Source organism: Pilimelia anulata (assembly GCF_014647895.1).
GTDB lineage: Bacteria > Actinomycetota > Actinomycetes > Mycobacteriales > Micromonosporaceae > Pilimelia > Pilimelia anulata.
This window is the reverse complement of record NZ_BMQB01000001.1, coordinates 830311-850207: the sequence shown is the minus strand read 5'-3', so window position 1 is coordinate 850207 and position 19897 is coordinate 830311. Positions and strand designations below refer to the sequence as shown.

Annotated in this window: 21 protein-coding genes; 12 read left to right on the top strand and 9 right to left on the bottom strand. The window is 76.8% G+C overall.

The genetic code is table 11. The features are described from left to right. Positions 1 to 85: 85 nt before the first annotated feature. The 3 genes from IEY94_RS03790 (at position 86) to IEY94_RS03780 (ending at position 2242) form a co-directional block, all read left to right on the top strand. Positions 86 to 808 (top strand): ABC transporter ATP-binding protein, encoded by a 723-nt coding sequence (locus tag IEY94_RS03790; RefSeq protein WP_189168569.1) that lies wholly within the window; start codon positions 86 to 88, stop codon positions 806 to 808. Beyond that, entirely contained in the window at positions 808 to 1545 is a 738-nt protein-coding gene (locus IEY94_RS03785) for an ABC transporter permease (protein ID WP_189168568.1), read from the top strand. Before IEY94_RS03790 ends, IEY94_RS03785 begins: the two co-directional genes overlap by 1 nt. An 88-nt stretch (positions 1546 to 1633) precedes the next feature. After that, positions 1634 to 2242: a TetR/AcrR family transcriptional regulator gene (locus tag IEY94_RS03780; protein ID WP_189168567.1), complete on the top strand. Its 609-nt coding sequence runs from the start codon at positions 1634 to 1636 to the stop codon at positions 2240 to 2242. Here the strand turns inward: IEY94_RS03780 and IEY94_RS03775 are convergent. Next, the gene (locus IEY94_RS03775) at positions 2203 to 2751 is read right to left on the bottom strand and encodes a hypothetical protein (protein WP_189168566.1); all 549 of its coding nucleotides are present in this window, start codon (positions 2749 to 2751) and stop codon (positions 2203 to 2205) included. The genes IEY94_RS03780 and IEY94_RS03775 overlap by 40 nt on opposite strands. Before the next feature lie 519 nt (positions 2752 to 3270). On the opposite strand from IEY94_RS03775, the gene rpsD reads away from it, so the two are divergent. Further along, a complete protein-coding gene (gene rpsD, locus IEY94_RS03770) occupies positions 3271 to 3879 on the top strand; it encodes a 30S ribosomal protein S4 (protein WP_189168565.1) in 609 nt (202 codons plus the stop codon). A 96-nt stretch (positions 3880 to 3975) separates the two neighbouring features. On the opposite strand, the gene IEY94_RS03765 is transcribed toward rpsD, so the two are convergent. Next, the gene (locus tag IEY94_RS03765) at positions 3976 to 5838 is read right to left on the bottom strand and encodes an ABC transporter ATP-binding protein (protein ID WP_189168564.1); all 1863 of its coding nucleotides are present in this window, start codon (positions 5836 to 5838) and stop codon (positions 3976 to 3978) included. Next, complete coding sequence (locus IEY94_RS03760) at positions 5835 to 7625, bottom strand: ABC transporter ATP-binding protein (protein WP_229783325.1); 1791 nt, start codon at positions 7623 to 7625, stop codon at positions 5835 to 5837. The genes IEY94_RS03765 and IEY94_RS03760 overlap by 4 nt, the downstream gene beginning before the upstream one ends. 287 nt (positions 7626 to 7912) lie before the next feature. Here IEY94_RS03760 and IEY94_RS03755 point away from each other — a divergent pair, with 287 nt between their 5' ends. The 5 genes from IEY94_RS03755 to IEY94_RS03735 all read left to right on the top strand — a co-directional run bounded on the left by IEY94_RS03755 (position 7913) and on the right by IEY94_RS03735 (position 12265). Further along, positions 7913 to 8542: a TIGR03085 family metal-binding protein gene (locus IEY94_RS03755; protein WP_189168562.1), complete on the top strand. Its 630-nt coding sequence runs from the start codon at positions 7913 to 7915 to the stop codon at positions 8540 to 8542. Between the two features lie 155 nt (positions 8543 to 8697). Further along, a complete protein-coding gene (locus IEY94_RS03750) occupies positions 8698 to 10410 on the top strand; it encodes an AbeC-like domain-containing protein (protein WP_189168561.1) in 1713 nt (570 codons plus the stop codon). Positions 10411 to 10437: 27 nt separating this feature from the next. Further along, positions 10438 to 10890 carry a hypothetical protein gene (locus IEY94_RS03745; protein ID WP_189168560.1) on the top strand — a complete coding sequence of 151 codons (453 nt, stop codon included), beginning with the start codon at positions 10438 to 10440 and terminating at the stop codon, positions 10888 to 10890. 6 nt (positions 10891 to 10896) lie between these two features. Further along, entirely contained in the window at positions 10897 to 11643 is a 747-nt protein-coding gene (locus IEY94_RS03740) for a hypothetical protein (protein WP_189168559.1), read from the top strand. Between the two features lie 76 nt (positions 11644 to 11719). Beyond that, positions 11720 to 12265 carry a dihydrofolate reductase family protein gene (locus tag IEY94_RS03735; RefSeq protein WP_189168558.1) on the top strand — a complete coding sequence of 182 codons (546 nt, stop codon included), beginning with the start codon at positions 11720 to 11722 and terminating at the stop codon, positions 12263 to 12265. A gap of 225 nt (positions 12266 to 12490) precedes the next feature. Here IEY94_RS03735 and IEY94_RS03730 read toward each other — a convergent pair whose 3' ends face one another. Further along, complete coding sequence (locus tag IEY94_RS03730) at positions 12491 to 12892, bottom strand: hypothetical protein (protein ID WP_189168557.1); 402 nt, start codon at positions 12890 to 12892, stop codon at positions 12491 to 12493. Positions 12893 to 13039: 147 nt separating this feature from the next. Continuing rightward, positions 13040 to 14491 (bottom strand): MocR-like transcription factor YczR, encoded by a 1452-nt coding sequence (gene yczR / locus IEY94_RS03725; RefSeq protein WP_189168556.1) that lies wholly within the window; start codon positions 14489 to 14491, stop codon positions 13040 to 13042. Positions 14492 to 14550: 59 nt separating this feature from the next. Here yczR and yczE point away from each other — a divergent pair, with 59 nt between their 5' ends. From yczE to IEY94_RS03710, 3 genes are read left to right on the top strand one after another with little or no spacing between them, the layout of a single operon-like run. After that, positions 14551 to 15249 (top strand): membrane protein YczE, encoded by a 699-nt coding sequence (gene yczE / locus IEY94_RS03720; RefSeq protein WP_229783279.1) that lies wholly within the window; start codon positions 14551 to 14553, stop codon positions 15247 to 15249. A gap of 51 nt (positions 15250 to 15300) precedes the next feature. Further along, positions 15301 to 16098: a class I SAM-dependent methyltransferase gene (locus tag IEY94_RS03715; protein ID WP_229783278.1), complete on the top strand. Its 798-nt coding sequence runs from the start codon at positions 15301 to 15303 to the stop codon at positions 16096 to 16098. 12 nt (positions 16099 to 16110) lie between these two features. Next, entirely contained in the window at positions 16111 to 17349 is a 1239-nt protein-coding gene (locus IEY94_RS03710) for a hypothetical protein (protein ID WP_189168555.1), read from the top strand. Positions 17350 to 17379: 30 nt separating this feature from the next. Here IEY94_RS03710 and hisF read toward each other — a convergent pair whose 3' ends face one another. The 4 genes from hisF to hisH all read right to left on the bottom strand — a co-directional run bounded on the left by hisF (position 17380) and on the right by hisH (position 19896). Next, positions 17380 to 18141, bottom strand: a complete 762-nt coding sequence (hisF, locus tag IEY94_RS03705) for an imidazole glycerol phosphate synthase subunit HisF (RefSeq protein ID WP_189168554.1) — start codon at positions 18139 to 18141, stop codon at positions 17380 to 17382. Next, complete coding sequence (gene priA / locus IEY94_RS03700; RefSeq protein ID WP_189168553.1) at positions 18138 to 18860, bottom strand: bifunctional 1-(5-phosphoribosyl)-5-((5-phosphoribosylamino)methylideneamino)imidazole-4-carboxamide isomerase/phosphoribosylanthranilate isomerase PriA; 723 nt, start codon at positions 18858 to 18860, stop codon at positions 18138 to 18140. Before priA ends, hisF begins: the two co-directional genes overlap by 4 nt. Before the next feature lie 61 nt (positions 18861 to 18921). Further along, positions 18922 to 19242 carry a hypothetical protein gene (locus IEY94_RS03695; RefSeq protein WP_189168552.1) on the bottom strand — a complete coding sequence of 107 codons (321 nt, stop codon included), beginning with the start codon at positions 19240 to 19242 and terminating at the stop codon, positions 18922 to 18924. 3 nt (positions 19243 to 19245) lie between these two features. Then, a complete protein-coding gene (gene hisH / locus IEY94_RS03690) occupies positions 19246 to 19896 on the bottom strand; it encodes an imidazole glycerol phosphate synthase subunit HisH (RefSeq protein WP_189168551.1) in 651 nt (216 codons plus the stop codon). Position 19897: the final 1 nt, after the last annotated feature.

Below are 19897 nucleotides of genomic sequence, written 5' to 3'. Positions count from 1 at the left end.
CCGGCGCGGGCCCGGGGATTGCCCGCCGGACGGAATTCAGCTAGCGTTGAATTCACTACCTGATGAAATAACCCGGGAGGGCGCGATGACGGCGGCAGTGGACGTGGCGGACCTGGTGGTCGAGCGGGGCGGCCGGACCGTCCTGCACGGCATCAGCGCCCGCATCGAGGCCGGCAGCGTGACCGGCCTGCTCGGGCCCAGCGGCAGCGGCAAGACCACGCTGCTGCGGGCGATCGTCGGCGTACAGGTGGTCGAGTCCGGCGGGGTCACCGTCCTGGGCGCCCCGGCCGGCTCGGCGCCGCTGCGCCGCGCGGTCGGCTACGTCACCCAGGCCCCCAGCGTGTACGCCGACCTCAGCGTCCGGGACAACGCCCGGTACTTCGCCACCCTCGCCGGCGCCGACGCGGCGGCGGCCGACGCCGCCGTGGCCGACGTGGGCCTGGCCGGCGCCGCCCGGCAGCTCGTCGGCTCGCTGTCCGGCGGCCAGCGCAGCCGGGCGTCGCTGGCCTGCGCTCTGGTCGGGTCGCCGCGGCTGCTCGTGCTCGACGAGCCGACCGTCGGGCAGGACCCGGTGCTGCGCGAGGAGCTGTGGCAGCGGTTCCACGCGCTCGCCGCCGCCGGCACGACCGTGCTCGTGTCGAGCCACGTGATGGACGAGGCGGGCCGGTGCGCCCGGCTGCTGCTCATCCGCGCCGGCCGGCTGATCGCCGACGACACCCCCGCCGCCGTGCGCGCCAGCGCCGGCACCGACGACCTGGACGAGGCGTTCCTGCGGCTGATCCGCCGCGGCGCCGGCGAGGAGAACTGATGTCCGCCCGCATCCTGGCCGCCACGACCGGCCGCATCCTGCGCCAGCTCCGCAACGACAAGCGGACCGTCGGCCTGCTCGTCGCCGTCCCGACGCTGCTGCTGACCCTGATCCACTTCATGTACGACGGCGCGCCCGGCGTCTTCGACCGGGTGGCGCTGGTCCTGCTCGGGATCTTCCCGTTCATCGTCATGTTCCTGGTGACCAGCATCGCGATGCTGCGCGAGCGGACCACCGGCACGCTGGAGCGGCTGCTCACCACGCCGCTGGGCAAGCTGGACCTGCTGTTCGGGTACGGCATCGCCTTCGGCCTGGCCGCCGCGGTCCAGGCCGCGGTCGGCGCCGGGGTGGCCTACTGGCTGTTCGGCCTGGACACCGCCGGCCCGGCCTGGCTGGTGCTGCTCATCGCGGTGGTCAACGCCGTCCTCGGGGTCGGGCTGGGGCTGCTGTGCAGCGCGTTCGCCCGGACCGAGTTCCAGGCGGTGCAGTTCATGCCGGTGGTGGCGCTGCCGCAGATCCTGCTGTGCGGGCTGTTCGTGCCGCGCGACGCCATGGCCGGCTGGTTGCGGGCGGTCAGCGACGTGCTCCCGCTGTCCTACGCCGTCGAGGCCCTCGACCTCGTCGGCCGGCACGCCGAGCCGACCGGCACCGTCTGGCGCGACCTCGCGATCGTCGCCGGCGCCGTCCTGCTCACCCTGGTGCTGGCGGCCGCGACCCTGCGCCGGCGCACCGGCTGACCCGGTACTCCGCACCGCCGCCCGCCGCCCCCGCCGCGCGGCGGGCGGCGGGTTCGGGCAGGATCAACGGGGAGCGTGGGGAGGGCCGGTGGCACGGCGGAGCGGACGGCGGGCGGGCAGCCCGGACACCCGGGGGGCGATCCTCGCCGCGGCGCGGGCGGCGTTCGGCGAGCGCGGGTTCGACCGCGCGTCGATCCGCGGCATCGCGGCCGACGCGGGCGTGGACCCGGCGCTGGTGCACCACTACTTCGGCAGCAAGGAGCAGCTCTTCCGGGCCACGCTGGAGATGCCGATCGACCCGGGCGAGGTACTGACGGCGGTGCTCGACGGCGACCGGGACGGCATCGGCGAGCGGCTGGTCGCGGCGGCGCTGTCGGTGTGGGACTCCCCCGCCGGCACGGCCGCCGCGGCGCTGCTGCGCTCGGCGATGAGCAGCGAGTGGTCCGCCCGGCTGCTGCGCGACTTCCTGCTCACCCAGGTGATGCGCCGGGTCGGCCGGGCGCTCGGGCTGACCGGCCCCGAGGCCGACCTGCGGCTCGGCCTGGTCGCCGCGCAGATGGGCGGGGTGATCGTGATGCGGTACCTGCTGAAGCTGGAGCCGATCGCGTCCCTGCCGCGGGACCGGGTCGTCGCCGCCGTCGGCCCGGTCGTCCAGCACTACCTCACCGGCGAGCCGGGCGGGCGCCCCGCGCCCTGAGCGCGCTGGCCGATCGCCTCGCGCAGCCGCAGCAACTGCTCCGGCCCGGCCGCCGCGGCGGCGGCGAAGTCCGCCGGCTCCACGTCGATCGTCACGCCGGCCCGTTCCAGCCGGACGCCGTCCAGCTCCACGTGGTGCAGCACCGCGCCGCGGCCGACGTCGAGCAGCACGCCGGTCGGGTGCACGGCGGCGAACTCCAGCGCCGCCGCCCGGGCCGCCTCGCCGTCCAGCGGTCGGGCCCAGCCGCTCAGCCACACCCGGCCCAGCGACGCCGCGCCCGGGCACGGGCGGTCGGCCACCTCCAGCACCGTCGCGGGCGGCCGGTCGCCGGGGCGCGGCCGCAGCGAGCGGCCGACCGGGGTGCCGGTCCGGGTCAGCAGGAGCAGCCGGCCGGACGGGTCACAGGCGTAGCAGACCGGCTGCGGGCTGGGCCGGCAGGCGACGTACAGGTTGCCGGGTAACCGTCCGGCGGCCAGCGCGCGGGCCACCGCGGCGGGGCTGGGCCACATACCGTCCTCCATGGGTGCTGGTCGGGGCGTCCACCGGCCGCGCCGCGGCCAGTAAGGTTAGGGAACCCTAACTGGTTCATGGGGCGGAGTCGACCCGACTTGCGGTATCACTCCCCGGTCCGGGGCGCCGGGAGTGCCGCCGGGCGGTCCGGGTAGGCTGTACGGGATCACCCGTGGCGGCGTGCCGCCGGGGTGGCCGGGCGGTCCGCCGCCCGGCGCGCGCGGCGACGGTGTGCCGTGCGCCGAGTGCACCGGTCCGCCGGCGCGCTCCGCGCATCGCACAGCGTGCCGGACGCGCACGGCCCCGCGCCGGCCACCGGTTCCGCACCGGCAGCCGCACCGCGGGTCCACCGGGCCGGCACCGCCGCGCCCGGAGTGCTCGGGCGACGCGACCGCGCCGGCCCGACCACCGCGCCGGTCCCGTTTCGGGCTCCGGCGCTACGGCCATGTGCGGCGCCCGCGGGCGCCGACCGACCGGCGTTGCAGGCCAACGCCGCGACCACGCTTGGAGACCACGGTTTGAACACCCCGCGGCCCAAGGCCCGGCTCTCCCGGGCCCTCGGCATCCCGCTGACCCGCAAGTGCGTCAAGTACTTCGAGCGGCGCCCCTACCCGCCGGGCGTCCACGGACGCGGCCGGCGCAAGCCGTCCGACTACCAGGTCCGGCTGCTGGAGAAGCAGCGGCTGCGGCACCAGTACAACGTCAGCGAGAGCCAGCTCCGCAAGGCGTTCGCCGAGGCCGTCCGCTCGGCCGGCAAGACCGGTGAGGTGCTGGTCAGCCTGCTGGAGCGGCGCCTCGACGCCGTCGTGCTGCGCTCCGGCCTCGCCCGGACCATCTACCAGGCCCGGCAGCTCGTCGTGCACGGCCACATCCAGGTCGACGGCGCCAAGGTGGACCGCCCGTCGTACCGGCTCAAGTCCGGCCAGGTCATCACGGTCAAGGAGCGCAGCCGCGCGACGACGCCGTTCCAGGTCGCCGCGGCCGGCGCGCACGCCGACGGCCCCACCGCGCCGTACCTGTCGGTGGCGCTGTCCGAGCTGACCGTGACGGTGCTGCGGGCGCCGGAGCGCTCCGAGGTGCCGGTGCACTGCGACGAGCAGCTCGTCGTCGAGTTCTACTCCCGCTGACCCGGGGTTGTGCGGAGGGGCCGCGGACTGTCGTCCGCGGCCCCTCCGGCCGTCTGCGACACGTTCTGCGAGCACGTGGCGGCGGGCGGGCGGGCGCTAGCGGGTCTGCTCCAGCCAGGAGGCGTACAGCCGGCCATACGTCGACTCCGGGTCCGCGACCAGCGCGTCGTGCGGCCCCCGCTGCACCACCCGGCCCGCGTCGAAGACCAGCACCTCGTCGGCCGCCCGCGCCGTCGACAGCCGGTGCGCGATCAGCACCGTCGTCCGGCCGCGGGTCACCGCGTCCAGCGCGCGCTGGAGCCGCACCTCCGTAGCCGGGTCCACCGCGCTCGTCGCCTCGTCCAGCACCAGCAGGTCCGGGTCCGCGACGTACGCCCGGACCAGCGCCACCAACTGCCGCTCCCCCACGCTCAGCGCCTCGCCCCGCTCGCCCACCGGGGTCTGCGCGCCGGCCGGCAGCCCGTCCAGCCAGTCGGCCAGGCCCAGCTCGGCGAAGACCGCGACCAGCGCGGCGTCGGACAGCGCCGGCGCCGCGAACCGGATGTTGCCGGCGACGGTCGTGTCGAACAGGAACCCGTCCTGCGGCACCATCACCACCCGGGCGCGCAGCGAGTCGAACCGCACCCGCGGCAACGGCACCCCGGCCAGCCGCACCTCGCCGCCGCTCGGGTCCATCAGCCGGGTGAGCAGCTTGGCGAACGTGGTCTTGCCGCTGCCGGTCTCGCCGACGACGGCCACCCGCGACTTCGCGCCGATCTCCAGGTCGATGTCGTCGAGCACCAGCGGCCCGTCCGCCCGGTACCGGAACCGCACGTCGGCGAACCGGATGTCGATCGGCCCGGCCGGCAGCCGCACCCCGTCGGCGCCGGGGTCGGCGACGTCGGGGTCGGTGTCCAGCACGTCGATCACCCGGCGCCAGCCGGCGATCGCGTTCTGCGCCTCGTTCAGCACCTCGGTGGCGATCTGCACCGGCTGCACGAACAGCGTCACCAGGAACAGGAACGCGGTGATCGTGCCGACGCTGAGTGACCCGGCCGCGCCCATCGCCGTCCCGCCGACGACCACCGCGGCGAGGCCGACGCCGGCGGCGAACTCGCCGATCGCGGTGCCGTTGGCCGAGGTGCGCAGGGCCCGGTACTGGGCGCGGCGGTGCGCGTCGATCGCCGTGTCCAGCCGGCCGGCGGTGCGCCCGGCCACGCCGTACGCGCGGATCACCGCCGCCCCGACCACGCTCTCGGACACCGCGGCGAGCATCGCGCCGACCCGCCGGCGCACCTCGGCGTACGCGCCGCCCAGCTTGGCCTGCTGCCGCCGGATCACCAGCAGCGCCGGCACGAACACCAGGTACAGCAGCAGCGTGAGCTGCCACGAGTAGGCCAGCATCACCACGGTGGTGACCACCACCTGCCCGGCGCTGACCAGCAGGATCACCCCGCCCCACTGGAGGAACTGGGTGATCTGGTCCACGTCGGTGGTGACCCGGGCGACCAGCGTGCCGCGGCGCTCCCCCTGCTGGTGCAGCATCGACAGGTCGTGCACGTGCCGGAACGCCCGCGCCCGCAGGTTGGCCAGCGCGGTCTCGCTGACGGTGAACAGCCGCCGCACCATCAGGTAGCTGGCCAGCCCGGTGACCGCCAGGACGGCGGCGGTGGCGGCGACGATGCCGGCGACCACGGCGACGTCCGGCCCGCCGGGCGCGCTGATCCCGTCGTCGATCGCCCGCTGGACGGCCACCGGCGCGGCGGCCCGCCCGGCCAGGGCGACGAGGGCGAGCGCCAGCGTGCCGGCCAGGCCGGTGCGCAGCTCCGGCGAGAGGGCGAGCCCGCGCCGCAGCGTCGCCCACGTACCCGGCTCGCCGGAACCCGCCGCGGGGTCCGCCGGGGCGGGCGGGCGGGCCGCGGGGGCCGGGTCGGCGTCGGGACCGGTCGGGGCGGCCGCGGGGGTGGTCGGGTCGGTCATGCGGCGGACTCCCCGTCGTCGTACGCGTGCGCCTGCTCCCGGGCGGCGTCGGCCTGCTCGTACGCGGTCACCAGGTCGGCGTAGCCGGGCACCGTGCGCAGCAGCTCGGCGTGCGTGCCGCGGCCCGCGACCCGCCCCTGCTCCACGTACACCACCTCGTCGGCCAGCGCGATCGTCGCCCGCCGGTACGCGACCAGCAGGATCGTCGCCGCCGGCGCCCGCCCGCGCAGCCCGGCCAGGATCGCCGCCTCCACCCGCGGGTCGACGGCGCTGGTGGCGTCGTCCAGGACCAGCAGCCGCGGGTCGCCGGCCAGCGCCCGGGCGAGGGTGAGCCGCTGCCGCTGCCCGCCGGACAGGGTGGTGCCGCGCTCGCCCAGCTCGGTCCGGTCGCCGTCGGGCAGCCGGTCGACGAACCCGTCCGCCCGGGCCAGCCCGAGCGCCCGGGCGACCGCGGCGGCGTCGGCCCGCGGCCGGTCCAGGGCCACGTTGGCGGCGACGGTGTCGTCGAAGACGAACGGGGTCTGCGGCACCAGCGCGGTCGCGGCGGCCAGCGCGTCGGCCCGGTACCCGCGCAGGTCCACGCCGTCCAGCCGGACCACGCCCGCGGTCGGGTCGACGAGCCGGGCGGCGAGCGCGGCGAGGGTGGACTTGCCCGCGCCGGTCGGGCCGACCAGCGCGACGGTCCGGCCGGCGGGGACGGTGAAGGTCACGTCCCGGAGCACGGGCCGGCCGGGCGCGTACGCGAAGGTGACGTGCTCGAACCGCAGCTCGGCCGCCCCGCCGGCCGGCCCGGCCGCGTCGCCGTACGGCATCTCGCCGGCGGCCCGCAGCACGCCCTGCACCCGGTCCCAGCCGGCGACGCTGCGCGGCAGCTCGCCCAGCACCCAGCCGATCGCCCGGACCGGGAACGCCAGCACCGTGAACAGCAGCGTGACGCTGACCAGGTCGGCCACGTCGATCACGCCCTGGCGCAGCCGCAGCGCGGCCACCAGCAGGGCGGTGAGCGTGCCGAGCGTCGGCAGCACCTCGACCAGCGGGTCGAACGCCCCGCGCAGCCGGCCCACCGCGATGAGCGCGTCGCGCAGCTCGTTGGTCCGGGCGGTGAACCGGGCGGTCTCGGCCGCCTCCCGGCCCATCGTCTTGACCACCAGCGCGCCGTCGAAGCTCTCGTGCGCGATCTCGCTGACCTCGGCCCGGAGCTGCTGGGCGCGGGCCTGGCGGGGGGCCATCCGGCGGGAGTACACGACGTTGATGCCGAACAGCACCGGGAACACCGCGCAGCCGACCACCGCGAGCGCCCAGTCGGTGTAGAACAGCGAGCCGAGGGCCGCGACGAGCATCACCACGGTGCCGACGGCGAACGGCAGCGGCGCGATCGGGAACCAGGCGGCCTCGACGTCGGAGTTGGCGTTGGACAGCAGCGCCCCGGTGGGGTGCCGGTGGTGCCAGGACAGCGGCAGCGACAGGTACCGCCGGGTGACCCGGCGCCGGTCGGCGGCCTGCATCCGGAACTGCATGTACCCCGCGCCCAGCCGGCGACCGAAGATCCCGACGATCCGCAGCAGCGTGACGGCGACGAACGCCGCCCCCGCCAGCGCGAGCACGCCGACGGCCATGTCGCCGGACCGGACCGCGGGGACGACCACGTGCCCGATCACCCAGCCGGACAGGTACGCCCCGGCGATCACCAGCAGGCTGTACAGGATGCTGCCGGACACGCCGATGGCGAACAGCCGCGGCTGCTCGGCGATCGCGTGCCCGAGCACCCGCAGGCCGCGCCACACGATCCGTCTGTCGGCCGTCACACGCCCGTCCCCCGTTCGCGCCTGCGGCGCATGGTGTCCCTCCCCGTTCGCGCCCGCGGCGCGCGCGCCCTCCCGTCGGCGCCCGCGGCGCATTGTGCCCACACCGCGGCGCGCGGCGCGCCCGGATTTCCGGCGCCCCCACGGTGGTGGCCCGCGCCGGACCGCCGGAGCGCCCGCCCCGTTGATCGCCGTGGATCCCCATCCTGTCCCGGGCGTACGACATCCGCACCACCGGGCGGCGACGGGGTCGGTCATTTACGATTTTCGCCATGAAGCGGTACGCGGACGTCGAACGCCGCAGCCTCGCCGACGCCCTGGAGGCGGCCGGCCCCGACGCCCCGACGCTGTGCGCCGGCTGGACCACCCGGGACCTGGCCGCCCACGTCGTCGTGCGGGAGCGCCGCCCGGACGCCGCCCTCGGCCTGGTCCTGCCGTGGCTGCGCGGGCGCGGCGAGCGGGTCCGCGCCGGCCGCGCGGCGCAGCCCTACCCGGCCCTGGTCGACGAGATCCGGCAGCCGCCGTGGTGGTCGCCGGTGAGCAACCCGCTGCTGGACGGCGTGCTCAACGCCACCGAGCTGTTCATCCACCACGAGGACGTCCGCCGGGGCGCACCGGGCTGGGCGCCGCGGGACCTGCCGGCGGCGTACGAGGCGGCGCTGTGGGGGCGGGTGCGGACCCTGTCCCGCTGGCACCTGCGCCGCTGGCGCGCGTCGGTGCTGCTGGACGCGCCCGGCTACGGCCAGTGCCGGGCCGGGACGGGCGGCGACCGGATCCGGGTGGTCGGGGCGCCGGCGGAGCTGCTGCTGTTCCTGTCGGGGCGGCAGCGGGCGACCCGGACGACGGTCAGCGGCCCGCCGGAGCTGGCCCGCCGCCTCCGCGACGCCCGCCTCGGCGTCTGACCGGCCGGCCGTACCGGCGGCCGTGAAAAAGTCCGACCAATCGGCGGGGCATCCCGGGCGAGCGAACGACTGTCGCCCGGACGAGGGACGCCGCGGCCCGGCAACCTTCCTACGGTGAGCCGGGAAGGCAACCTGTCGTCCCCGATGGGAGCAAGGTGTCCGGTACCCCGACCGACCGCGCCCCGTTCGTGCACCGGCCCCCGCTGCCGGCGGCACTCCCCACGCAGATGTCCGCCGTCACCCGCTACATGTGCGCCGCCGCGTACCTCCTGCCGGCGTTCGCCCGGACCGTCGTCACCGAGCTGGTCGACCGGCCGCACCGGGCGGTCGCGCCGTCCATCGGCTTCGACCTCGGCCCGGTCCTGGCCCACTGCCTGAACGCCCGCCGCCTGGAGCTGCTGCGCGACGGCCTGCTGGCGGCCGTGCTGCTGGTCGGCCTGTTCGTCCTGCCGCACTACGAGCTGTGGCTGCTGGCCGCCCTCGTCGTCGGCGTCTACCGGCTGGGCCGGCGTCGCTTCCGGCGCCGCACGGCCCTCGTCCTCGCCCTGGTGGTGCTGGTGCCGGTCGCGATGACGGTCGGCGCCACCCTGCTCACCGCCCTGACCGCCGGGCTGGCGGCGCCCACGGGGTCGGGGTTCCCGGCGTCCCCGGACGCGGGGGCGACCGGCGGGAGCGCCGAGGGAACCGACCTGCTCGTCCGGCTGGCGCTGCTGGCCGTGCTGGCCATGGCCATCCAGTACGGCTGGCAGGTCGTCGTCCGCCGGCTGCTGATCCAGGACCTCGGGCCCACCCGGCGGCCGCGGCCCGTCCCGCTGCCGGACAACCGCACCGGACGGCGCGTCGCCGACGTCGCGGCGGCGCAGTTCGGCAACCTGGCCCTGCAGGCGCACAGCCGCCCGTTCCTGGGCGCCGGCCCGCAGGTCAACGCCTGGTCGATGTCGTTGGAGCTGCGCGGGCGGTCCGGTCATCCGGTCACGGTCGACCCGGTCGCCCTGCACGACCGGGTGCGGGAGCGGCTGGCGGAGACCCACGCGGCGAAGCTGCCGCCGCGGGAACGGATATCGGGGCTGGCGCTGCACGACATGATCATCGGTGTCGGCGAGCGGCCGTGGTCCGACCCGCTGATCGACGAGCGCACCTGCGTGCCGTACAGCGAGGTGACCAGGGCAGCCATCCCGCACGTGATCCGGCACCCGCAGGGCAGCCTGCGCTACTACCGCCGGATCTCCGCCCACGTGCGGGGGACGGAGATCATGACCGACGGCGGCCCGATCATCGGCGCCGAGGACCGGGAGGTGGTCGTCTCGGCCTTCCTGTACGCGGCGGTCGAGGGCGGGCTCCTGCACCTCGAACTCATGACCCACGTGCTCCCGCCGCTGGTCCGGCACCTGCACGCGGTGGACCACCTGTCGACCGACAACGTCTGGCTCCGCAGCCTCGGCGGGTCGCTGCTCGCGGCCCCGCTGGCGATGCTCGCCGCGCCGGTCGGGCTGCTCGGCAACGCGTACACCGCGTACCGGCGAGACGCGCAGATCCGCCGGACGGCGGACGCCTGCCGGGAGCAGCCGATCAACGACCACGGCGCCGGGGTCAGCGTCCGCGAGCTGGCGGCGGCGGACGGCTTCGGCGACTCGATCCAGGGGCTCGACGCCCGCAAGTACTCGAAGATCATCGAACGGACGGTCACCGCCGCCGTCCTGACCTTCCTCACCGAGCAGGGCGTGGACACCGCCGAGTACCGCGACCGCGCCGCCGTGATCCTCAACGCGGGGGTCACGATCAACGGCGGCACGTTCCACGGCCCCGTCGCCGCCGGCGCCAACCCGACGGCCACCCAGCACCGCGCCACGCCCCCGAACGCCGCCTGACGTGCGCCGAGTGACCCGGAGGAGCCCATGCCGCCCGAACCGACCGCGGACGACACCACGCCGACACCGCCCACCGAGCCGACACCGCCCGCCGAGCCGCCGTCCACCGAGCCGTCGGGGCGCATCGAGCCGCCGCCCATCGCGCCGTCGGGGCGCATCGACAGCAGCGTGACCATCAGCGGCGGTACCTTCAGCGGTCCGGTCGCGGGAGGCTACCGCGCGCACGCCGTGCAGTACGCCGCCGACGACGAGGTGGCGCACGGCGTCGAGCGGCTCCGCGCGCTGCTCGAGGCGCACCGCGGCGGCATCGACGCGGCCGCGCACGCCGCCGCCACCCGGAGCCTCGACACCGTCGCCGACGTCCACCGGCCCGTCCCGGCGCGGCGGGTCGCGGCCGCCCGGTTCGTCGGCGCCGTGGCCGCCGTGCCGGCGCTGGTGCAGGCGGGTACGGCGCTGCTCGGTCTGCTCGCCGGAAGCTAGCCGCGGATGCGCGGGACCCCCGCCGAGTGCCCGCGGTGCGCGGCGCTGGTGGACCCGGCGGCCGGGCGCTGCGTGCAGTGCGGATCGGCGCTGGCGCCAGAGCCGGAGCCGGCGGCCGCGCCGCCGGCGAGCGCACCGGCGCCGGCCGCCGCCCGCGGCGAGTACCGGTGGCTGGTCGGCGCGCTGCTCGCGACGGTGGTGCTGATCGTCCTGGTGGTCCGGCTCACCGGCGGCGCGGCGGACGCCGAGTTCCAGCCGGCCCCCGTTCCGACGTCGGATGCCGCCGCCCCCGTCACCCCGAGCCCGCCCGCCGGCGCGGCCGAGCAGGCCGCCGCGGTCGACGCGCTGCTCGACAGCAGTACCGCCAGCCGCACCCGGCTCGCGACCGCCCTCGCCGACGTCGGGGCCTGCCGGCGGCTGCCCGCCGCCGCTGCCGCGCTGCGCGACGTCACCGCCCAGCGCGACCGGCAGGTGCGGGAGCTGGCCGGTACGGCGACCGACCGGCTGCCCGACGGCACCGCGGTCCGCACCACCCTGGCGGCGGCGCTGCGGGAGTCCGCCGCCGCCGACCGCGCCTTCACCCGCTGGGCGGAGCGGGCGGCGGCCGGGCGGTGCGCCGACGGGGACGCGGACCGCCGGGACGGCATGGCCGCGTCCGCGCGCGCCCGCAGCGCCAAGCTCGCGTTCTGTGCGGTCTGGAACCGGGTGGCGGCCGAGCACGGCCTGGCCGAGCGGGACCCCGACCGCGTCTGACCGGCGGCGCCCGGCCGGCGCGGCGGCCCGTCCGCGGGCGGGCCCGGCGGGGGTGCCCCGGCGATAGTCTGGCGGCATGCGACCGCTTCGGTACTCCATCAACGTCACGCTGGACGGGTGCTGCGACCACCGGGCGATGCCCGCGGACGAGGAGCTGCACCGGCACGCGGTCGAGAACCTCGGCCGGGCCGACGCCCTCCTCTTCGGCCGGGTCACGTACGAGATGATGGAGGAGGCGTTCCGGCCGCCGGCCGGCACGCGGCCCGACTGGACGGAGCCCTTCGCCCGGACGATCAGCGCGGCCCGCAAGTACGTCGTGTCGACCACCCTCGACCGGGTCGACTGGAACGCGGAGCTGCTCCGCGGCGACCTCGGCGAGGCCGTCCGGCGGCTCAAGCGGGAGCCGGGCAACGGCCTGTTCGTCGGCGGCGTGCGGCTGCCGATGGCGCTGGCCGAGCTGGGGCTGATCGACGAGTACGAGTTCGTGGTGCACCCCCGGATCGCCGGCCACGGGCCGGCCCTGTTCGCCGGGCTGTCGGCGCACGTCGACCTGCGGCCGGTGGGCCGGCGCGAGTTCGCCTCCGGGGCGGTGGCGCTGCGGTACGCGCCGCGGGGCGGCTAGGCCGGGTTTCGTCATGCTCGGGGCCATTGGCTGATGGCGGCGATGGTGAGGGTGGCCCGGTAGCGGACGGCGAGTTTGCCGTAGCTCACCACCAGCCGGGCCGTCGGCGCGGACCGACCGGATTCGGGTCTGTCCGCCCGCCGAGGTTCCACGTCCGGGAGAGTGGCCGGTCACGCCGCACGTGACCGGCCGATACCGCGGAGTTTCAGTGCGGGTCGCCTGCGCTCAGCGCCGGTGGACCTTGAACGTGAACGGCTCGCTGCGAGGACTCCGCGCGCTGCCGTGCACAGTCCACGCCACCATCGTGTTTTTGCCGGCCTTGGTGAGTGTGATCGTGAATTCGACCCTTGGCGTCAGACCCCCGGGGTGCGGTTCGGTGTGCTCAGGTCCACCGTTGAGCGACCAGATGTAGGCGTCAGGCCGTCCCCTCCCACCCCTGGTGATGGTGAATTCCGCCTCGTCGCCGACCTTCTTGGGCTTCGCCCCGGGCCCGAATGACCCGGAGGTGATCGTCGGCGGACTCACCGTCGGCGGCGCCGCTGCAACGGCCGACGGCGCCGCCAACGGCGCAGCGACGACCAGCGACAGGCAGGCGGCCAGCACAGTACGGCGTCGGGATCGGTTCACATGAACTCCTCGTGGGACGCGTGGCAGACGTACAGGTGATGCACTGGCCACATCGTACTGACGCCACCGCGCCGCGTAACTGTCCTGTACGTGCCATGACCGGCGGACACCCGCCAACCACCAACCACCGGCGTGACGAAACACGGCCTAGGCGAAGACCCGGGTCGCGGTCCAGGCGTCGGTCGGGGCGTACTCCAGGTCGTACCGGGCCGCCGCGATCCGCCCCACCGCGTCCACCAGGTCGTCGGCCGGCAGCGTGTACGGCAGCCGGACGAACCGCTCCAGCGTCCCGTCCAGCCCGAACCGCGGCCCCGGCGCCAGCCGCACCCCGAGCCGCTCGGCGGCCCGGGCGAGCGCGCTGGAGATCGGCCCGTCCAGTTCCAGCCACAGTGTGACCCCGCCGGCCGGTACCGTGCAGTGCCACTCCGGCAGCCGGTCGCGGACCGCGGCGAGCAGCGCGTCGCGCTGCTCGCGCAGCTCCCGGCGGCGGCGGGCGACGATGCCGGCGGACCGGTCGAGCAGCTCGACGGCGACGAGCTGGTCCAGGACGGGGCTGGCCATGTCCACGCCCACCCGGGCGGCGGCGAGCCGCTGCACCAGCGGCGCCGACGCGCGGACCCAGCCGATCCGCAGGCCGCCCCAGTACGGCTTGCTCACCCCGCCGATCGACACCACCCGGGACCGCCGGTCGTACGCGGCCACCGGCGGCGGGGGCTCGACGCCGTCCAGCGGCAGGTCGACGAACGACTCGTCGACCACCAGGTCGGTGCCGGCGTCGCGGGCGGCGTGCACGACCCGCTCGCGCAGGTCGGCGGACATGAGGTGGCCGGTGGGGTTCTGGAACTCCGGGATCAGGTACGCCAGCGCCGGCCGGGACTGCCGGATCGTGCCGACGAGCAGCTCGGCGTCCCAGCCGGCGGCGCCGAGGCCGTGGGTGGCGATCCGGGCGCGCCGGGCGGCGAGCGCGGCGAGCGCGTTGGGGTACGTCGGGGACTCCACCAGCACCCCCGCGCCGGCCGGCACGAGCAGCCGCAGGACCAGGTCCAGGGCGTGCTGCGTACCGTTGGTGATCATGATCTGCTCGGCGGTGGTGGGCAGGCCGCGGGCGGCGTACCCGGCGGCGACGGCGTCGCGCAGCTCGGCCAGGCCGACGGGGTGGTAGCCGGCGTCGCCGAGGTACCGGGGCAGCCGCTCGACGGCCGTCCGGGCCGCGTCGGCCAGCTCGGCCGGGGCGGGCAGCGCGGCGCAGCCGAGGTCGAGCAGGTCCAGGTCGTCGACCGGGGTCCACAGGCCGGAGCTGGCCACCCGGTGCCCCTCGGGCAGCGTGGTCCAGCTCCCGGCGCCGCGCCGGCTGGTCAGGTGGCCGGTGTCGCGGAGCTGCCCGTACGCGGCGGACACGGTGGTCCGGCTGACCCGCAGCGACTCGGCCAGCTCCCGCTCGGCCGGCAGCCGGACGCCCAGCGGGAGCCGCCCGTCGGCGAGCAGGCCGCGGACCGCGCCGGCCAGGGCGGCGTAATCGGGGCTGCGCCGGCGACCGGGCAGGGCGTGCCAATGACCGAGCAATCGGGCCAATTGGCCCCCCCGGAGCGCACTGGTCATGGCCACCTCCGCGAAATTGGCACTTGGCTGCCACTGGATTGGCCTTCAGAGTGGCATGCATGAACGCGCGGAGCAAGCTGCTGGCGGACCGGTTCGGCCGGCGATTCGCCCAACTCCAGGTGGGGTTGGTGGCGTACGGGGTCAGCATGGCCCTGATGATCGAATCGCGGCTCGGCCTCGACCCCTGGGACGTGTTCCACCAGGGCGTCGCCGAGGTCACCGGCCTGCGCTTCGGCGTCGTGGTGATCCTCACCGGGGTGGCGGTCCTGCTGGCCTGGATCCCGCTGCGCCAGCGGCCCGGCCTCGGCACGGTCAGCAACGTCGTCGTGATCGGGCTCGCGGTCGACGCCGCCGTGGCGCTGCTGCCCACGCCGGACCACCTCGCCGTGCGCGCGGCGTTCCTGGTCGGCGGCGTGCTGCTCAACGGGTTGGCCACCGGCATGTACATCGGCGCCCGGCTCGGCCCCGGCCCGCGCGACGGCCTGATGACCGGGTACGTCGCGCTGCACCCCGGCCGGTCGATCCGGCTGGTCCGGACCGCCATCGAGGTCTCCGTGCTGGCGGTCGGCTGGCTGCTCGGCGGCACGGTCGGCGTCGGTACCGTCGTCTACGCCCTGGCCATCGGCCCGCTGGCGCACCGGTTGATCCCGCTGTTCACCATCCCGCCGCGCGTGCCGGCGGACGCGGCGCGTCCGGTCGAGCCCGCGCTCGCCCGGACGTCCACAGCCGAGCCCCGCCCCGGCGCCGCGTCGGCCTAGCCCGGCGCCCGCACCGTCGTAGAGTGGTGGCTCACCGGCGAAGGGCTGCGGATGCGGATGACCAGTGGGTACCGGTACCCCGACGGCGGTGACCTGCTGACCCTGCGGTTCATCGCGGCGCACGAGCCGTACCCCGGCTACTGGGCGGCGAGCGAGGCCCTGGCCCTGGACGGCGTGGCGGCGCGGCTGCGCGAGCGGCTCCCCGACCGGCGCGCGGTGCGCGCGCTCGACGCCGGCTGCGGCGCCGGCCGGCTGCTGCCGTGGCTGAGCGACCTCGCCGCCACCCTCACCGGCGCCGACCCCGACCCGGACCGGCTCGACGAGGCCCGCCGGCAGCCGCTCGCCCCCGGCACCGCCGCGGCGTTCGCCGCCCGGGACGCCGCCGAGCCGGGCGGCGGGCCGTACGACCTGGTCGTGTGCAGCCACGTCCTGCAGCACGTGCCCACCGCGCGGGCCGCGGCGATCCTCGCCGGCCTGCGCCGGGCCGCCCGGCCGGGGGCCGCGCTGGTCCTCGCCGTCAGCCGGGCGCCGGTGGGCGGCGAGCACCACGAGCTGTCGACCACGCGCGGCGACGACGTCGTCAGCACCGCCGTGGACCGGGCCGGCTTCGACGCCGCGGCGGCCGCCGCCGAGCCCGGCACGCTGCCGATCCGCTTCCTCGACCCGGCCGGCCTGCGCGCCGACGCCGCCGCGGCCGGCTGGCGGACCGAGTGGGAGTGGACGTACCACGTCCTGGACGGCCCGGCCGGGCTGCCGGCCACCCTCGACCGGGACCGCGTGGTCAACGGGTCGGCGGAGCTGCGCGCCCGGTACGGCCGGGACCTGATGCTGCTCCTGCGGGCCGCCTGAGCGGTGGCCGGGATGAGCACCGACACCGACCGCCCGCGGGTCCTGCTGACCTTCCTCTGGGCGATCGCCGCGCCGCCGGACGAGCTGGCCGCGCTCGTCGCCGACGGCGTCGCGGCCGGGGCGCTGGACCCGCTCGGCGCGGCGGCCGACTCGGACTGGGCGGTCGTCGACGGCTTCCTGCGCTTCGTCGCCGAGCCGCCGCAGCGGTACCGGCTGCGCGACACCCTGACCATCGCCGTCGGCGGCCGGCGGCACGAGTGCGCGTTCCTGCTCACCTCGTTCGCGGCGCACGGGGTGATCACGCTGCTCGCGTCCGTCCCCGACGTCGGCGACCCCGACCGGGCGTGGCCCGACCTGGTCGACCCGGCCATCGCCGTCCTGCAGAGCTTCCAGGGCCGCGCGGCCCGGGCCGGCGGCGGGGCGGTGACCGCCCGGTACCGCGGCGCCGAGCACGCCTGCGTCCACCTCGCCGTGACCCGGCTCGTCGCCGACCTGGCCGGCGACCGGTTCCCCGACGGGCTGCCGCTGAACCGGCGGGCGTGGTGCGCGGAGCTGCGCGACCACCGCGGCCGGCGCGCCGTCGGGGTCGCCGCGCAGGACCCGCGCCCGCTGTACGGGCTGGGCTACGCGGACGAGGGCTGGCGGTTCGTCGCCCCGGACGCGGCCCGGCAGGCGCTGGACAGCGGCTGGGGCAGCCGCGACTTCTTCCACATCTACGCGCTGCCCAGCAGCATCGTCTGCCTGAACGGCAAGCACCCCGACTACGCCGCCGGGCAGGACCGCTTCACCACCCGCTACTTCGGCGCGGTCGAGCCGTACTTCAGCCTGGACACCCCGGTCGCCGGGCTGGACCACGGCGGGCTGCTGGCGCTGGAGCGGGTGATGGTCCGGGTGGCGCTGACCTACCAGTGGCTCGAACGGGCGCAGGCGGCGATCGGCCGCGGCCGGTCCCGGCGGCGCGACCTGCGGGACCGGCGGCTGCTGCGCAGCTCGCTGGACGAGGCGTTGCAACTGATCAGCACCGCGCTCATGCCGGAGATCGACAACCTCGAACGGCTGCTGGCCCACCGGTCCGGCGCCGACCGGCTGGTGGCCCGGCTGGACCGGCTCGCCGAGGCGATGGACCAGGAGACCCAGTACCTGTACTCCAAGGACATGAGCGGGTACGTCACCCGGCTGACCTGGCTGACCATCGCCCTGACCGTCGCCACGGTGATCCTCGGCGTGGTGCAGGTACTGGTGACCGTGTAGCGGCGCGGGCCCGGCGGGCCCGCGCCGCGGTCAGCGGGTCGGGTGGCCGGCGGCGGCCAGGGCCGCCTTCACCTCGCCGATCGCCACCTCGCCGAAGTGGAAGATGCTGGCCGCCAGCACCGCGTCCGCGCCGGCCGCCACCGCCGGCGGGAAGTCCGCCGCCCGGCCGGCGCCGCCGCTGGCGATCACCGGGATGTCCACCACCGCGCGGACGGCCCGGATCAGCGCCAGGTCGAAGCCGCGCTTGGTGCCGTCGGCGTCCATCGAGTTGAGCAGGATCTCCCCCGCCCCCCGGTCGGCCGCCTCGCGGGCCCAGGCCACCGCGTCCAGCCCGGCGCCGCGCCGGCCGCCGTGCGTGGTCACCTCGAAGCCGCTCGGCATCCCCTCGGCCCGGCGCACGTCCAGCGACAGCACCAGCACCTGCCGGCCGTACCGCTGGGCGATCTCGCCGATCAGCTCCGGCCGGGCGATCGCGGCGGTGTTCACCCCGACCTTGTCCGCGCCGGCCCGCAGCAGGGTGTCCACGTTCGCCGCCGACCGGACGCCGCCGCCGACGGTCAGCGGGATGAACACCGACTCGGCCGTCCGCCGGACCACGTCCAGCATCGTGCCCCGGTCGTCCGAGGACGCGGTCACGTCCAGGAAGGTCAGCTCGTCGGCGCCGGCCGCGTCGTACGCCGCGGCCAGCTCCACCGGGTCGCCCGCGTCCCGCAGGTCGACGAAGTTCACGCCCTTGACCACCCGCCCGGCGTCGACGTCCAGGCAGGGGATCACCCGTACCGCGAGGCTCACGCCGCCAGCACCGCCAGCGCCTCGGCGACGGTGAACGCCCCCGCGTACAGCGCCTTGCCGGCGATCACGCCCTCGACGCCCACCGGCTCCAGCGCGGCCAGCGCGCGCAGGTCGTCCAGCGTGGCCACGCCGCCGCTGGCCACCACCGGCCGGTCCGTCCGGGCGCACACCTCGCGCAGCAGCTCCAGGTTCGGGCCGGTGAGCGTGCCGTCGCGGCGCACGTCGGTCACCACATACCGGGCGCAGCCGGCCTTGTCCAGCCGGGCCAGCACGTCGAACAGCTCGCCGCCGTCCTCGGTCCAGCCGCGGGCGGCGAGGGTGTGCCCGCGCACGTCCAGGCCGACGGCCACCCGGTCGCCGTACTCGGCGACGACCCGGTCGCACCACTGCGGGTCCTCCAGCGCGGCGGTGCCGATGTTGACCCGGGTGGCGCCGGTGGCCAGCGCGGCGGTCAGCGACGCGTCGTCGCGGATGCCGCCGGACAGCTCCACCCTGACGTCCAGCTCGCCGATCACGTCGGCCAGCAGGGCGGCGTTGCTGCCCCGCCCGAACGCGGCGTCCAGGTCGACCAGGTGGATCCACTCGGCCCCGCCGGCCTGCCAGGCCAGCGCGGCGTCCCGCGGGTGCCCGTACGCCGTCTCGGTCCCGGCGGCGCCCTGCACCAGCCGGACGGCCCGCCCGTCCGCCACGTCCACGGCCGGCAGCAGCTCCAGCGTCATCCGTGCCCCTCCTCCCGGCGCCGCGGCGCCGCTCCCCCGGCGCGCCCCGCGCCGGGTCCGATCAGCCGCGGCGCCCGCGCGCCGCGACGGCCACCGGCGCGCCGAGCGCCACCAGCACGGTCAGCGCCAGCCGCAGCGCGAGGTCCGCGACCAGCAGCCAGATCACCGCGAGGACGGCCAGCGCCACCAGCACGAACACCGCCCGCTGCGCCCGCGACCAGCGGCGCAGCCGGCCCACCCGGCGCCGGCGCGGGGTGGGCACCAGCCGGCGCAGCAGCGCCCGCCGGCGCTCCCGCCGGGCCACCCGGCGCGCCCTCTGCGCCCGGGCGACGCCGGCGGCCGCCTCCCGCGCGGCCCGCCGCCGCGCCCGCTCCTTGCTCACCGTTCACCCCGCGCGCCGCGCGCCGGCGACCGCGGTCAGGCCGGCCGTCCAGGAGCGCAGCAGGGTCGCGCCGGTCGCCGCCGACTTCTCCGGGTGGAACTGGGTGACGGTCAGCGCGCCCAGCTCCGCCGCCGCGACGAATCGCCCGCCGTGCGCGCTGGTGGTCACCGCCGCGCCCGCCGCCAGCAGCGAGGCGACGTCGCGGGCGGCGTACGAGTGGACGAAGTAGACCCGGTCGCCGTCGGCCAGCCCGAGCCGGCTGCCGGCCGGGACGCGCAGCGTGTTCCAGCCCATGTGCGGCACCCGCTCGGCGGCCAGCCGGGTGACCGTACCGGGCAGCAGGCCCAGCCCGCGGGTGTGCACGCCGTGCTCGGCGCCGCCGGCGAACATCACCTGGGCGCCGACGCAGATGCCGAGCACCGGCCGCCCCGCGGCGACCCGCTCGGCGATCACCGGCCCGGCGCCGAGCGCGTCCAGCCCGGCCATGCAGGCCGCGAACGCGCCGACCCCCGGTACGACGAGCCCGTCCGCCGCCGCCGCGACCGCGAGGTCGGCGGTGACGGCGACCGCCGCGCCGGCCGCGCTCAGCGCGCGCTCGGCCGAGCGCAGGTTGCCGGAGCCGTAGTCGAGGACGGCGACCGTGGGTGCGCTCACC